This window comes from Bradyrhizobium sp. CCGB01, from assembly GCF_024199795.1.
Lineage (GTDB): Bacteria > Pseudomonadota > Alphaproteobacteria > Rhizobiales > Xanthobacteraceae > Bradyrhizobium.
Map to the genome: position 1 here is coordinate 4,305,498 of NZ_JANADK010000001.1, position 12,879 is coordinate 4,318,376.

Annotated in this window: 14 protein-coding genes; 11 read left to right on the forward strand and 3 right to left on the reverse strand. The window is 65.0% G+C overall.

The window, feature by feature from the left end; translation table 11 throughout:
- Positions 1-15: 15 nt before the first annotated feature.
- From NLM25_RS19585 to NLM25_RS19615, 7 genes are all read left to right on the forward strand, one after another.
- On the forward strand, positions 16-600 hold the full coding sequence (locus tag NLM25_RS19585; RefSeq protein WP_254118476.1) for an amino acid synthesis family protein: 585 nt from the start codon (positions 16-18) through the stop codon (positions 598-600).
- A gap of 75 nt (positions 601-675) precedes the next feature.
- A complete protein-coding gene (locus NLM25_RS19590; RefSeq protein WP_254138028.1) occupies positions 676-1,878 on the forward strand; it encodes an ABC transporter substrate-binding protein in 1,203 nt (400 codons plus the stop codon).
- A gap of 153 nt (positions 1,879-2,031) precedes the next feature.
- Positions 2,032-3,921 (forward strand): ABC transporter permease, encoded by a 1,890-nt coding sequence (locus tag NLM25_RS19595; protein ID WP_254118478.1) that lies wholly within the window; start codon positions 2,032-2,034, stop codon positions 3,919-3,921.
- A complete protein-coding gene (locus tag NLM25_RS19600; protein ID WP_254138029.1) occupies positions 3,918-4,709 on the forward strand; it encodes an ABC transporter ATP-binding protein in 792 nt (263 codons plus the stop codon). The genes NLM25_RS19595 and NLM25_RS19600 overlap by 4 nt, the downstream gene beginning before the upstream one ends.
- Positions 4,706-5,410, forward strand: coding sequence for an ABC transporter ATP-binding protein (locus NLM25_RS19605; RefSeq protein ID WP_254138030.1), 705 nt, complete (start codon positions 4,706-4,708; stop codon positions 5,408-5,410). The genes NLM25_RS19600 and NLM25_RS19605 overlap by 4 nt, the downstream gene beginning before the upstream one ends.
- Positions 5,411-5,424: 14 nt before the next feature.
- Positions 5,425-5,892, forward strand: coding sequence for a MarR family winged helix-turn-helix transcriptional regulator (locus tag NLM25_RS19610; RefSeq protein WP_254118481.1), 468 nt, complete (start codon positions 5,425-5,427; stop codon positions 5,890-5,892).
- A gap of 172 nt (positions 5,893-6,064) precedes the next feature.
- Positions 6,065-6,454 (forward strand): hypothetical protein, encoded by a 390-nt coding sequence (locus NLM25_RS19615; RefSeq protein ID WP_254138031.1) that lies wholly within the window; start codon positions 6,065-6,067, stop codon positions 6,452-6,454.
- A 10-nt stretch (positions 6,455-6,464) separates the two neighbouring features.
- Here NLM25_RS19615 and NLM25_RS19620 read toward each other — a convergent pair whose 3' ends face one another.
- Positions 6,465-7,148, reverse strand: coding sequence for a hypothetical protein (locus tag NLM25_RS19620; protein WP_254138032.1), 684 nt, complete (start codon positions 7,146-7,148; stop codon positions 6,465-6,467).
- 125 nt (positions 7,149-7,273) lie between these two features.
- A complete protein-coding gene (locus NLM25_RS19625) occupies positions 7,274-8,470 on the reverse strand; it encodes an amidohydrolase family protein (RefSeq protein WP_254138033.1) in 1,197 nt (398 codons plus the stop codon).
- A gap of 157 nt (positions 8,471-8,627) precedes the next feature.
- On the opposite strand from NLM25_RS19625, the gene NLM25_RS19630 reads away from it, so the two are divergent.
- The 4 genes from NLM25_RS19630 (at position 8,628) to NLM25_RS19645 (ending at position 11,503) form a co-directional block, all read left to right on the forward strand.
- Positions 8,628-9,401: a ferredoxin--NADP reductase gene (locus NLM25_RS19630; RefSeq protein WP_254118485.1), complete on the forward strand. Its 774-nt coding sequence runs from the start codon at positions 8,628-8,630 to the stop codon at positions 9,399-9,401.
- A gap of 106 nt (positions 9,402-9,507) precedes the next feature.
- Positions 9,508-9,834, forward strand: coding sequence for a hypothetical protein (locus NLM25_RS19635; protein ID WP_254138034.1), 327 nt, complete (start codon positions 9,508-9,510; stop codon positions 9,832-9,834).
- A 91-nt stretch (positions 9,835-9,925) separates the two neighbouring features.
- Complete coding sequence (locus NLM25_RS19640) at positions 9,926-11,179, forward strand: cytochrome P450 (RefSeq protein ID WP_254138035.1); 1,254 nt, start codon at positions 9,926-9,928, stop codon at positions 11,177-11,179.
- A gap of 90 nt (positions 11,180-11,269) precedes the next feature.
- Entirely contained in the window at positions 11,270-11,503 is a 234-nt protein-coding gene (locus NLM25_RS19645; protein WP_254124285.1) for a hypothetical protein, read from the forward strand.
- Positions 11,504-11,509: 6 nt separating this feature from the next.
- Here NLM25_RS19645 and NLM25_RS19650 read toward each other — a convergent pair whose 3' ends face one another.
- Positions 11,510-12,763, reverse strand: coding sequence for a DUF763 domain-containing protein (locus tag NLM25_RS19650; RefSeq protein WP_254138036.1), 1,254 nt, complete (start codon positions 12,761-12,763; stop codon positions 11,510-11,512).
- Positions 12,764-12,879: the final 116 nt, after the last annotated feature.

Genomic DNA, 12,879 nt, shown 5'->3' on the forward strand with positions numbered 1-12,879 from the left:
ACAGGGAAGCGAAACATGAGCGCGATCATCCGCAAGATCGTCACCGTCGTCGAAGAGACGCAGATGGAGATGGGCCGCCAGGTCTCGCCGCCGACCCGGCGCGCGGCGGCGATCGCCGTGATCGAAAATCCCTTTGCCGGTCAATATGTCGAGGACCTGTCGCCGCTGATCGCGATCGGTGAGGAGCTCGGCGAGCTCTTGTCGAAGCGCGCGGTGGCCGCGCTCGGCATCGACGGTTCGAAAGCGCAGAGCTATGGCAAGGCTGCCGCCGTCGGCGAGAACGGCGAGCTGGAACATGCGGCTGCGATCCTGCACCCGAAGATGGGCGCGCCGGTGCGCAAAGTGCTGAGCAAGGGCGCGGCGCTGATTCCGTCGTCCAAGAAGCGCAGCGGTCCCGGCACGACGCTGGACATTCCGCTCGGTCACAAGGACGCGGCCTTCGTGCGCAGTCATTTCGACGGCATGGAAGTGCAGATCAACGACGCGCCGCGCGCCAACGAGATCATGGTCGCGGTCGCCGTCACCGACAGCGGGCGCCCCTTGCCGCGCGTCGGCGGGCTGACGGTTGCGGAAGTGAAGGGCGAAGACGGTTTGAGATGAGGCATGATCCGGGGGAGGCGGGCACGGCTTCCCGGATCATGGTCGAGACATAGACGTTCAAAACTGGAGGTTGGGATGCGAGCAAGAAGTTACTTCGTCGGCGCGGCCTTCGCGCTTCTGGCGGGCGGCATGGCTCATTCGGCCATGGCGCAGGACATCAAGATCGGCGAGATCAACAGCTATTCGCTGTTGCCGGCGTTCACCGAGCCCTATCGCAAGGGCTGGCAGCTCGCGGTCGAGGAGATCAACGCGGCCGGCGGCATCAACGGCAAGAAGCTCGTCGTCATCTCCAAGGACGACGGCGGCAAGCCGGCGGATGCGCAGACCGCGGCCAACGAGCTGGTGTCGAGCGAGGGCGTGGCGATGCTGACGGGCACGTTCCTGTCGAACATTGGCCTTGCCGTCAGCGACTTCGCCAACCAGAAGAAGGTGTTCTTCCTCGCGGCCGAGCCGCTGACGGACGCCATCACCTGGTCGAAGGGCAACAAATACACGTTCCGCCTGCGGCCTTCGAACTACATGCAGGCTGCGATGCTGGTGGAAGCCGCCAGCAAGCTGCCGGCCAAGCGCTGGGCGACCATCGCGCCGAACTATGAATATGGCCAGTCCGCGGTCGCGGTGTTCAAGAAGCTGATGTCGGAGAAGCGCCCCGACATCCAGTGGGTCGACGAGCAATGGCCGCCGCAGGGCAAGATCGACGCGGGCCCGGTGGTGCAGGCGGTTGCCGCCGCCAATCCCGAAGCGATCCTCAACGTCACCTTCGGCGCCGACCTCGTGAAGCTCGTGCGTGAAGGCAACACCCGTGGCCTGTTCAAGGGACGCGAGGTGGTCTCGTTCCTGACCGGCGAGCCGGAATATCTCGATCCGCTCAAGGACGAGACGCCCGAGGGCTGGATCGTCACCGGCTACCCCTGGTACTCGATCAAGACGCCCGAGCATGACGCGTTCCTGAAGGCCTACCAGGCCAAGTACAACGATTATCCGCGCCTGGGCTCGATCGTCGGCTACCAGACCATCAAGGCGGCCGCCGCGATCCTCGCCAAGGCCGGCTCGACCGATCCGGAGAAGCTGATTGCCGCCACGGAGGGGCTGTCGATGCCGTCGCCGTTCGGTGAGATCACCTTCCGCAAGATCGACCACCAGTCGACGCTCGGTGCCTATGTCGGCAAGACCGCGCAGAAGGACGGCAAGGGCGTGATGGTGGATTCCACCTACAAGAAGGGCTCGGACTATCTGCCCAGCGACGCCGAAGTCGATAAGCTGCGTCCGAAGGATTGATGCATCGAGAGACCGGGGCCTGCATGGTTCGAGATGCGCGGCGTCGCCGCGCTCCTCACCATGAGGGTCCCGGACCTCATCCTGAGGAGGCGCGTAGCGCCGTCTCGAAGGATGAAGCCACGTACTGAGACTTACGTTTAACCCGGACCGCCGATGGCCTTTTATGTCGTACAGTTTCTGACCGGTCTCGCCAGCGCAGCGTCGCTGTTCCTGGTGGCGTCGGGCCTGTCGATCATCTTTGGCGTGACGCGGATCGTGAATTTCGCGCATGGCGCCTTCTACATGATCGGCGCCTACATCGCCTTCACGCTCACCGAGCGTCTCTCGGGTGCGCTCGGCTTCTGGGGCGCGATCGTCATGGCCGCGTTTGCCGTGGCGTTGATCGGCGTGATCGTCGAGATGGTGCTGCTCCGCCGCATCTATCACGCGCCCGAGCTGTTCCAGCTGCTTGCGACCTTCGGCCTGACCTTGATGGTCGAGGACCTCGTCGTGCTGATCTGGGGCCCCGACGATCTCGTCGGCCGTCGCGCGCCGGGCTTCAAGGGCGCCATCGATTTCTTCGGCCAGAACATTCCGAGCTACGATCTGTTCCTGATCGTGCTCGGACCGGTCGTGCTCGGCATCCTCTGGCTGCTGTTCCAGCGCACGCGCTGGGGCGTGCTTGTACGCGCGGCGACGCAGGACCGCGACATGGTCGCAGCGCTCGGCGTCAACCAGAAATGGCTGTTCACATCCGTGTTTGCGGTCGGTGTCTTCCTGGCCGCACTCGGCGGCGCACTCCAGATTCCGCGCGATGCCGTGCACCACGCCATGGATCTGCGCATCATCGTGGAGGTCTTCGTCGTCGTCGTGATCGGCGGCCTCGGCAGCATCGTCGGCGCCTTCGTCGCGGCGGTGCTGGTCTCCGAGCTCAACGCCTTCGGCATCCTGATCTTCCCGAAGATTTCCATCATCCTGGTCTTCCTGGTGATGGCGGTGGTGTTGATTGTCCGGCCCTGGGGCCTGTTCGGCAAGCCGGAGGCGGCCGCGCGCAAGACGCCGGGTCTCTCCGTCAATCCCTGGCGGCCGCTGACGTCGAACGAGCGGCTGGCGGCGCTAGCGGCGCTCGTCATCGCGGCGACACTGCCGCTGTTCGCCGGCAACTACGTTCTCACGGTCGGTTCGGAGATCGCGATCTTCGTGATCTTCGCCGTCAGCCTGCATTTCCTGATGTCCGTCGGCGGGCTCGCGTCCTTCGGGCATGCCGCCTATTTCGGTCTCGGCGCCTACGGTGTCGCCTTCCTCGCCAAGATGGCGGGGCTGCCGATGATCGTGTGCCTGCTGCTCGGGCCGCTGCTGGGCTGCATGGGCGCCGCCGTGTTCGGCTTCTTCGCGGTGCAGCTCTCCGGCGTCTATTTCGCGATGCTGACGCTCGCCTTTGCGCAGATCGTCTGGTCGATCGCGTTCCAGTGGGTGAGCGTGACAGGCGGCGACAACGGCATACTCGGCGTCTGGCCTTCAAGCTGGGCGGCGAGCCCGTCGCATTTCTACTGGCTGGCGCTCGGCGTTGCGGCGCTCGTCACGATCGCGCTGCGGGCCATGGTGTTCTCGCCGTTCGGCTATGCACTCAGGGCCACGCGCGATTCGCTTCTGCGCAGCGAGGCGGTCGGCATCAATGCCAAGCGCATCCAGTGGACCGCCTTCGTGATCGCAGGCACGACGGCCGGTATCGGCGGCGCGCTGTTCGCCTACCTCAAGGGCAGCGTCTTCCCCGACAATCTCGGCATCTCGCTCTCGGTCGATGCGCTGGTGATGGTGCTGCTCGGCGGCGTCGAGACGGTGTCGGGCGCGGTGATCGGCGCCATCGTCTACAAGGCCTTGAACATCTGGCTGGTCAGCCAGACCGACCTGTCGAAGCTCGTGCTCGGCGGCTTCATCGTTCTGATCGTGGTCGTTTTCCCCAAGGGCATCGTCGGCACGCTGGAGATGCTGGCGCAGCGCCGCAGGAAGGCATCACCGCCGGGATCCTCCTTGCTTGCCAAGCCGATCGAGTCAGCCGAATGAGCGTCGCACCCCCACTTCTCGCGGTCGAAGGCCTGACCAAATCCTATGGCGGCATCCATGCCGTGCGCGGCGTCTCGTTCTCGCTACGCGCCGGCGAAATTCTGGCGCTGATCGGTCCGAACGGCGCGGGCAAGAGCACCTGCTTCGACATGCTCAATGGCCAGAACAAGCCCGACTACGGTCATGTTCGCCTGCTGGGCGAAGAGACCACTGGCAAGAAGCCGCGCGAGATCTGGCGGCTCGGCGTCGGGCGCACCTTCCAGATCACCGCGACCTTCGCCACCATGACCGTGCGCGAGAACGTGCAGGTCGCGCTGATCTCGCACGGGAAGCAGCTGTTCAATCTCTTCGGCTCGGCGCCGAAGTTCGACCGCGGCGAGGCCGGCCGGCTGCTCGAGCTGGTCGGCATGGGCGGCTATGCGGATCGTCCCTGCGGCGAGCTTGCCTATGGCGACCTCAAGCGGCTCGAGCTTGCGGTTGCGCTCGCCAACCAGCCAAGGCTGCTGCTGATGGACGAGCCGACCGCCGGCATGGCACCGCGCGAGCGCGTCGATCTGATGCGGCTGACGGCGCAGATCGCGCGCGAAAAATCGATCGGCGTGCTCTTCACCGAGCACGACATGGACGTGGTGTTCGAGCATGCCGACCGTATCATCGTGCTGAATCGAGGGACATTGATCGCCGAGGGCTCGCCCGCCGAGGTGCGCGGCAACCCGCAGGTGCAGGCGGTCTATCTTGGCGAGGGCCTCGTCTACGATTCCCGCCACCGCGAGGGAGCCTCGCCATGAAGTTGACCGTCGAGGGGCTCAACAGCCATTACGGCCCGGCGCATATCCTGTTCGACATCGGTTTCGAGGTCGGCGAGGGCGAGGTGGTGGCGCTGCTCGGGCGCAACGGCGCGGGCAAGTCGACGACGTTCCGCTCGATCGTCGGCTTGGTCGCGCAGCGAACCGGCCGCATCACGTTCGAGGGCAAGGACGTCTCGGTGCGCCCGACGCACGAGATCGTGCGCGAAGGCCTCGGCTATGTGCCGGAGGAGCGCCGCATCTTCACCGATCTGACGGTGGAAGAGAATCTCGAAGTCGGCCGCCAGCCGAAGCGTCCGAACGCGCCATACTGGACGCGCGACAAGCTGTTTGCGCTGTTTCCAAACCTGGGCGAGATGAAAAATCGTCCGGGCGGCCGCATGAGCGGCGGCGAGCAGCAGATGCTGACGATCGCCCGCACGCTGATGGGCAATCCGTCGCTGGTTTTGCTCGATGAACCGTCGGAAGGCCTGTCGCCAAAAATCGTGGAGCAGATGGTCGATGCCATCCTGACCATGAAGCAGGAAGGCGTCAGCATCGTCGTCTCCGAGCAGAATTTGCACTTTGCGCGGCTGATCTCCGATCGCGCCTATATCATCGAGCGCGGCCGCATCTGCTTCGGCGGAACCATGGCCGAGCTCGACGCGCGTCCGGACATCCGCGACGCGCATCTGTCGTTGTGAGGGGCGGGGAGCGGATGGCGAGAAGCGTCGCGGCCAAGAAAAGCGTCAAGCTGGCGAAATCGTCTTACAAGCCGTCCTACGTGCTCGATGAGCAGGTCGGCTTTATCCTGCGCCAGGTCTGGCAACGCCACAGCTCGATTTTCTCGCGCGATATCGGCACCAACCTGACGCCGACCCAATGGGCGGCATTGTCGAAGCTCGCAGAGACCGGGCCGTGCTCGCAGAACCAGCTCGGGCGACTGACGGCGATGGATGTCGCGACCATCAAGGGCGTCATCGACCGCCTGACTGCGCGCGGGTTGACCGAGACCAGCCAGGATCCCGAGGACGGGCGGCGGCTGCTGGTGAGCCTCACGCGCGCTGGTCAGCAGCTTGCGGAAAAGGTCGCGCCGAATGCGCTCGCAATCACCCGCGAGACGCTGGCGCCGCTCGAGCCCCGGGAGCGCGAGATGCTGATGGCGCTGTTGAACAAGCTGCGGTGAAGTTGGTGCCGTAGGGTGGGCAAAGGCGCGTTTGCGCCCCGCCCACCGTCGTTGACCCTCCCGCAGGGGCAATGGTGGGCACGCTTCGCTTTGCCCACCCTACGAGACCTGTTGAACATGCTGCAGTATCGGGCGACTAACTTCGATGAAGATTTCATCGAGGTTTTGCGGCATGAAAGCGGCGCCGCGGGTTGCGATGGTTTTGAGTCTTGGTGCCGCGCTCGCGGGCGAATGCGCTCCCGCTTGGGCGGCGCAGCCTTACGAAGGCTTCTGGGCGTCGACCAAAAAGGATTGCCGCGACCAGGATAGCGCCAACCGGATGAGCATCGAAGGCGGCAATCGCCTCTATTGGTACGAGACGCGGTGCCGCGCCAGCGAGATCGCCGCTGACGGGAGGCTCGGCTGGAAAATGCGGCTGGCTTGCGAAGGCGAGGGCGAGAAGTTTCGCTCCAATCCCCGGGTGTCTATCGCGGCGGACGGCAAGCTTATCATGGACAATGGTCCGGTCGGGCAGGCCAAGCGGCAGGCCTATGTTCGTTGTGAGATCGCAAAGTCGCGCTGATCTTCTGCGCTTACGTCTTTCCCGGCCATTTGGCGCGGTAGCGGATTTCGCTGCCGTCGGCGAGCCGCCGCCACGTTCCGAACTCCGGGGTATGCGGCGCCCAGGCCGTCAAATCGATCGGGTAGATCCGGCTCGGCTGCCCCTGGATGTTGACGGCGAGTTGCCGGTGCGAGGTGCGGAACGCCAATTCGACCTCGCCTGCGATGACTGGCTGGTCGCCATCGCGATAGAAGCCGGCCGGCGTGACTTCGCCCGGCATGGTGTTGAGGTCGGTCTGCAATTCGATGGTGATGCCCTGTGCTGACGTTGGCACCGTTACTCCTGCCGGAAAGCGGACTTCGAACACGAGCAGGGGATTGCTGCCGTTCCGGTTGAGCCAGGGCGTGGCCGTCGCATAGGCGTAGAGAAGGTAAGTGACGGCGCCGGCGACGCAGAGGAGGGCGACGATGCCGAGCGACTTCAGGCTATTGCGGGTGAGGCTGCCGGCATTGGCGTCCTTGCGTGTCGTCAGCTTGGTCGCGAGCACCAGGCCGGCAATCGCGCCGCAGGGCGCGATGACGAACACTGCAAGCAGGCCCGTCGTGATCGGGTCCGCGCGATTGCCAAAGCCGGTCAGCTCGAGCAGCCCGATCGTGCCGATGAAGCCTGCCACCGCGCCGGCAATCCCGGCGGCAATCCGCAGCGAACTCTTCATGTCTGCCTCGATGGTCCAGCAATGAACTGCCGCCGCCGAGGGCTGCCTGCGTTAGACGCAGCAGGCGGCAGACTTGTTCAATGCTGTCGAGGGCCGATGCGGAGCGGCAAGCCGCTCCGGCCGCGTCACTTCGCCACCACTTCCGGCACCCTGCCGGCCGGCGGGGTGTTGCGGCTGCGCTGGGTGCGCACGATGCCGTCGATGATGGTCATGCCGATCCCGGGGAGGTCGCCGAGCTGGACGCTCTCCAGGATGGTCTTACCGGGCGAGTGCTGCGCCTTGTCCATGATGACGAAATCGGCGGAGCGGCCGACCTCGATCAGGCCGCAGTCGAGCTGCCGCATCCGCGCAGTGTTGCCGGTGGCAAGGCAGAACGCGAGCTCGGCCGGCAACTCGCCGAGCGAGGATAGCATCGAGACCATGCGCAGGATGCCGAGCGGCTGCACGCCGGAGCCGGCGGGCGCGTCGGTGCCGAGGATGACACGGTGCAGGTCGTTCATCTCGCGCGCAATGCGCAGCGTGAACAAGGCCGAGCGCTCATTGCCGTTGTGCACGATCTCGAGGCCGCGCTTGCAGCCCTCGCAAATGCAGCGGATCTGGTCGTCGGGCAGCGCGGTATGGCCGCCGTTGATGTGGCCGACCACGTCGGTGTCGGCCTCCAGCACCACGTCCTTGTCGATCAGGCCGGAGCCGGGGATCGAGGGGCCGCCGGTGTGGATCGTGCTCTGGATGCCGTATTTGCGCGCCCAGCCGACCATCTTGCGTGCCGTCGGGCCGTCCTTGACGCCACCGAGGCCGACCTCGCCGAGCAGCTTGACGCCGGCCGCGGCCAATTCCTTGAAGTCCTCCTCGACCATCTCGCATTCGATCACCGGCGCGCCGGCGTGAACCTTCACGCCGCCCGGGCGCAGATTCCAGAAGGCGCGCTGGGCGAAGATCGCCATCGCCTTCAGCCCGACGACGTCGCGCGGGCGGCCGGGCATGTGAACTTCGCCGGCGGAGATCATGGTGGTGACGCCGCCATGCAGATTGCTGTCGATCCAGCCGATCTGGTTCTGCCGCGGCGTCCAGTCGCCCGCAACGGGGTGGACATGGCTGTCGATCAGGCCCGGTGCGACCGTGGTGCCGTTGGCCTCGACGATGGTGGTCGCGGCTTCGGTGTTGAGGTCCTTGAAGCGGCCGATGCCGGTGATCTTGCCGTTCTCGGCGACGATGGTGTCGCCGTCCAGGATCGGCTTTTCCAGAGCGCCGGACAGGATCAGGCCGATATTCCGGATCACCAGCTTCGAGGGTCCGGTGGCCTGGGGGGCGTCATGCGCCATGGAAGGGGCTCCTTATTCCTAACTGCAACGCTTTCGATCTTGGGCAGCCTTGACCGCGGGATCAAGCAGGATTATTCATTAGTATACGAATGATCGTGTACAAACGACGCATAGCTGCCCGCCTCGGAACCGCATTGGAAGCGACAGGGAAGGTGAGATGAGCAATTTCAATCAGGAAAGCGTTTTGAGCGTCCACCACTGGACCGACACGCTGTTCTCTTTCAAGACCACCCGCAGCCCGACCTTCCGCTTCCGCAACGGCGAGTTCACCATGATCGGGCTCAAGGTCGGCGAGAAGCCGCTGCTGCGTGCCTACAGCGTCGCCAGCGCCAATTACGAGGAGACGCTGGAGTTCTTCTCGATCAAGGTGCCTGACGGTCCGCTGACCTCGCGCCTCCAGCACCTCAAGGAAGGCGACGAGATCATCGTCAGCCGCAAGGCCACCGGCACGCTGGTGATCGACAATCTGGAGGAGGGGCGCAACCTCTACCTCATCGGCACCGGCACCGGTCTCGCGCCGTTCCTGAGCGTGATCAAGGACCCCGAGACCTACGAGCGGTTCGAGAAGGTCGTGCTGCTGCATGGCTGCCGGCACGTGAAGGAGCTCGCCTATGGCGAGATGATCACCGAGACGCTGCCGAAGGACGAGCTGATCGGCGAGTACATCAGCAACCAGCTGATCTACTATCCGACCGTGACGCGCGATCCCTTCCGCAACCGCGGCCGCATCACCGACCTCATCACCTCGGGCAAGCTGTTCGCCGATATCGGCCTGCCGATGCTGGAAGCCGCCCATGACCGCGTCATGATCTGCGGCAGCCCCGCGCTGGTCGCGGACACCCGCGTGCTCCTTGGCGAGCGGGGCTTCATCGAGGGCAATCATGGCGAGCCGGCCCAATTCGTGGTCGAAAAGGCCTTTGCCGAGCGGTAGGTTCGGAATTCCTGCCCAATAAGACCGTATTTTCGCCGCCTGGCGCCCGTTGCGGCGCCGATTCGGCGCGCGATACTATGGGGGAACGAATCAGCGGAGTTCCCACATGGTTGCGGACAGCGACAGCAACATCGCCTGGCACCGGGTTCAGTTGAAGAAGAACCGCGCCGAGTTGAAGGCGCTCGAGACCGCGCGCTTCACGATGGGCGAGATCGCCTCCTCGAAGCGGAACGGCGAGACCCAGAAGGTGGTTGCAGAGCTCAAGCGCAAGATCGCGCAGTCCGAGCGCACGATCGCAGATCACGACAAGCGGACGCGTCGTCCGCTCGGCACCGACATGCAAAGCCTTAGCAATGGTAGCTGGAGCCACTGGGACTCCTATACCAACCAGCAACAGCGGAAGACCGGCCACCGCTCGCCGGAACGCGGATAGGGGCGTTTCGAGGGAGGCGGTTCCGGCCCCCTTGCGCGGCGCTCCCCGTATCCCATCTGGTTGAGGCGCCCCCAACCACTCCGGTGATCCCATGACATCGCGCCTCGATTTCACCAGCGAGGCCTTCTTTCGCGATCCGCCCAAGGCCATCGCCGCGCTCCGCGCGCAAGGCCCGGTGGTCGCGACGCGTTTTCCGCTGGTCGGCGACGTCTGGATCACGACGACGCATGATGCCACGGCGCAGGTCCTGAAGGACGGCGCGACCTTCACGCTGCGCAAGGAGGATGGCGACGTCGCGGGTCTGCGCTGGTGGATGCCAAAGCTCATCACCACCATCGCCAACAACATGCTGACGATGGACGAGCCGGATCACACGCGGTTGCGCAGCATCGTGGACGAAGCCTTCCGCCGCCGCGCCATTGTTGCGATGGAGCCGCGCATCCGCGCGCTTGCCGATGATCTCGCCGAAAAACTATTCGTGAGCGGAAGCCCGGCCGATCTCGTCGAGCGCTATGCGCGCATCCTGCCGCTGTCGGTCATCTCGGAGCTTCTCGGTCTGCCCATGGCCGATCGCCCGAGATTCATCGCCTGGGCCAATGCGATGTCCTCGCTGACGAATGTCTTCAGCGTCATTCGCCTGCTGTTCGCGCTTCGCAAGATGCGGCGCTATCTGGAAGGCCAGTTGCAGATCGCACGCGAGCAGGGCGGCGAGGGCCTGATCGCCGAGCTGGTCCAGGTCGAGCGCGAGGGCGGGCAGATCACGCCGGACGAGATGGTGGCGATGGTGTTCCTGTTGCTGGCGGCGGGTTCGGAGACGACGACGCATCTGATCAGCGGCTCGGTCTACGAACTGCTGAAAAATCCCGGCTTGCGTGACTGGCTGGAAGAGGACTGGAGCCGCGCCTCGCTCGCGGTGGAGGAATTCCTGCGTTTCGTCTCGCCGGTGCAGTTTTCAAAACCGCGCTATGTGCGGCGGGATGTCGAGCTGGACGGCGTGCGGCTGAAGAAGGGCGATCGTGTCATGGTCATGCTCGCGGCGGCGAACATGGATCCGGCGGTGCATGATCAGCCCGGGAAGCTTGATCTCGAGCGCAAGCCCAACCGCCATATGTCCTTCGGCACGGGAATTCATTTCTGCCTCGGACATCAGCTCGCGCGGATCGAGGCGACTTGCGCGCTTCAGGCGCTGCTCACGCGCTGGCCGAGGCTTGGTCTTGCGGTCGATGCTTCGGAGATTCACTGGCGCAAGCGGCCGGGGATTCGCATGATCGCGAAACTGCCCGTGATTGCCGATGCCGGTGAGAGACGGCAGTCAGGCGAGACGGAGCAGTTGCTCGCAAGTTGAGGAACCTCGTCGTTCCCGTCATGCAACTGCGAAACAAATTCCGCGGTGCCGGCGTTGGCCAGAGGTGGACAACAAATGATGGAGCAATCCATGCCCCACGGAGGCAAGACGCATATCGGTTCAGGCGCGCACGGTAAGGGCGCCGGCAACGGAGCGTTGACTGACATTCCCAAGGACAAGATCGGCGATAACATGATCCTGTCGAACCGCGACAAGGCACAGCATTCCGACATCCGCGGCATGGACAGCAAATTCATCCAGACCGAACAATATCAGGACCATTCGGCCAACCGGCTCACCGACGATGAGGAGGCCGAAGATTAGCCGCGCTCAGGAGCCCGTCGCCTTCCTCGACGCGACGACATCGCGCTCCCAGCCGAACACGGAGCGGCCATCGAGATCGGGTGAGGCGGCACGCTCGCCGGCGATGTAGGCCTCGACCGAGGGCCCGCGCGCGGTGCGCTCCAGGCGCCGCGCCTGGTCGTCGAGGCGCTTGATCGCCTGCATCTCTTCCTCGCGTCCCAGTTTTGCGTTCTGAATCGCGCCCTTGAGAACGCGGATGGTCTCGTCGTAGACCTTGATTGGGACGGGGTAGGGATGCCGGTCCTTGCCGCCATGGGCGAGCGAGAAGCGCGCGGGGTCGTTGAAGCGATAGGGCGCGCCATGCACGACCTCGGCGACCATCGCCAGCGAGCGCACGGTACGGGCGCCGACACCTGGCGTCAGCAGCAGCTCCGGGAAGTCGACCGGGCCGCGCTCGGCTGCGGCAGCCAGCGTGCCGTGCAGGCGGCGTGCGAACACGTCCTTGGGGCGGACGTCGTGATGCGCGGGCATGATCAGGTGCGGCAGCATGGCCTGCGCCGGCTCGGGCGCGGGGGCGATGAGCCGCTCGAATTCGGTGAGGATGCGATCGGGGCCGAGATCGGAGAGCAGCTCGAGCTGCGCGGTGCGCGAGACATCGGCGCGATGGTCGGTGAGATTGACGATCTCGCCCTGCTGCGGCCCGTCGATCGCGCTGTGCGGCGTATCGACAAAACTCTTCAGCGCCTCCGAATGCCAGTGATAGCGGCGGGCCTGCCGCTTGTCGCCGTTCATGCCCTGCTGCACCACCGTCCACTTGCCGTCGGCCGTGACGAAGAAGCCGTGCAAGTAAAGGTCAAACCCGTCCTGGACCGCGGCGCTGTCGACCTTTGCCACGAGGCGGCTGGCGCGGGTGAGCTTTGCGCCGTCGAAGCCGACGCGGTCGCCGAGCCGCAACAGCTCGTCCGGCGTCTTGCGCGAATGCTGTCCGCGTCCGCCGCAGACATAGACGCCGAGCTCGTCCTGCAGCGGGCCCAGCCCACGCTTCAGCGCGCCGATCACGGAGGTCGTGATCCCCGAGGAGTGCCAGTCCATCCCCATCACGGCGCCGAACGACTGGAACCAGAACGGGTGCGACAGCCGCTGCATGAACGCATCGCGCCCATAGTGATGCACGATCGCTTGCGTGACGATCGCGCCCAGCGAGGCCATGCGGCTCGCAAGCCACGGCGGCACCCGTCCGGTGTGGAGAGGAAGATCAGCGCTGCCGGTACGTCGAGTCATCGGTGACTCAAATTAGCGCAATTCGGCGACGGTTGCACCAGCGGAATGCTGCATTGCACCGGGTGAGGGAGCGAAGCTGACGGGAACGCGTTGAGCGAAGACGTGAATTAAATGCG

Bases quoted from the DNA above. Each gene is read 5' to 3' on its own strand.
- NLM25_RS19605 (WP_254138030.1), top strand. From the start codon at position 4,706: ATGAAGTTGACCGTCGAGGGGCTCAACAGCCATTACGGCCCGGCGCAT.
- NLM25_RS19600 (WP_254138029.1), top strand. From the start codon at position 3,918: ATGAGCGTCGCACCCCCACTTCTCGCGGTCGAAGGCCTGACCAAATCC.
- NLM25_RS19610 (WP_254118481.1), top strand. From the start codon at position 5,425: ATGGCGAGAAGCGTCGCGGCCAAGAAAAGCGTCAAGCTGGCGAAATCG.
- NLM25_RS19645 (WP_254124285.1), top strand. From the start codon at position 11,270: ATGCCCCACGGAGGCAAGACGCATATCGGTTCAGGCGCGCACGGTAAG.
- NLM25_RS19625 (WP_254138033.1), bottom strand. From the start codon at position 8,470: ATGGCGCATGACGCCCCCCAGGCCACCGGACCCTCGAAGCTGGTGATC.
- NLM25_RS19650 (WP_254138036.1), bottom strand. From the start codon at position 12,763: ATGACTCGACGTACCGGCAGCGCTGATCTTCCTCTCCACACCGGACGG.
- NLM25_RS19590 (WP_254138028.1), top strand. From the start codon at position 676: ATGCGAGCAAGAAGTTACTTCGTCGGCGCGGCCTTCGCGCTTCTGGCG.
- NLM25_RS19620 (WP_254138032.1), bottom strand. From the start codon at position 7,148: ATGAAGAGTTCGCTGCGGATTGCCGCCGGGATTGCCGGCGCGGTGGCA.
- NLM25_RS19595 (WP_254118478.1), top strand. From the start codon at position 2,032: ATGGCCTTTTATGTCGTACAGTTTCTGACCGGTCTCGCCAGCGCAGCG.
- NLM25_RS19630 (WP_254118485.1), top strand. From the start codon at position 8,628: ATGAGCAATTTCAATCAGGAAAGCGTTTTGAGCGTCCACCACTGGACC.
- NLM25_RS19640 (WP_254138035.1), top strand. From the start codon at position 9,926: ATGACATCGCGCCTCGATTTCACCAGCGAGGCCTTCTTTCGCGATCCG.
- NLM25_RS19615 (WP_254138031.1), top strand. From the start codon at position 6,065: ATGAAAGCGGCGCCGCGGGTTGCGATGGTTTTGAGTCTTGGTGCCGCG.
- NLM25_RS19635 (WP_254138034.1), top strand. From the start codon at position 9,508: ATGGTTGCGGACAGCGACAGCAACATCGCCTGGCACCGGGTTCAGTTG.
- NLM25_RS19585 (WP_254118476.1), top strand. From the start codon at position 16: ATGAGCGCGATCATCCGCAAGATCGTCACCGTCGTCGAAGAGACGCAG.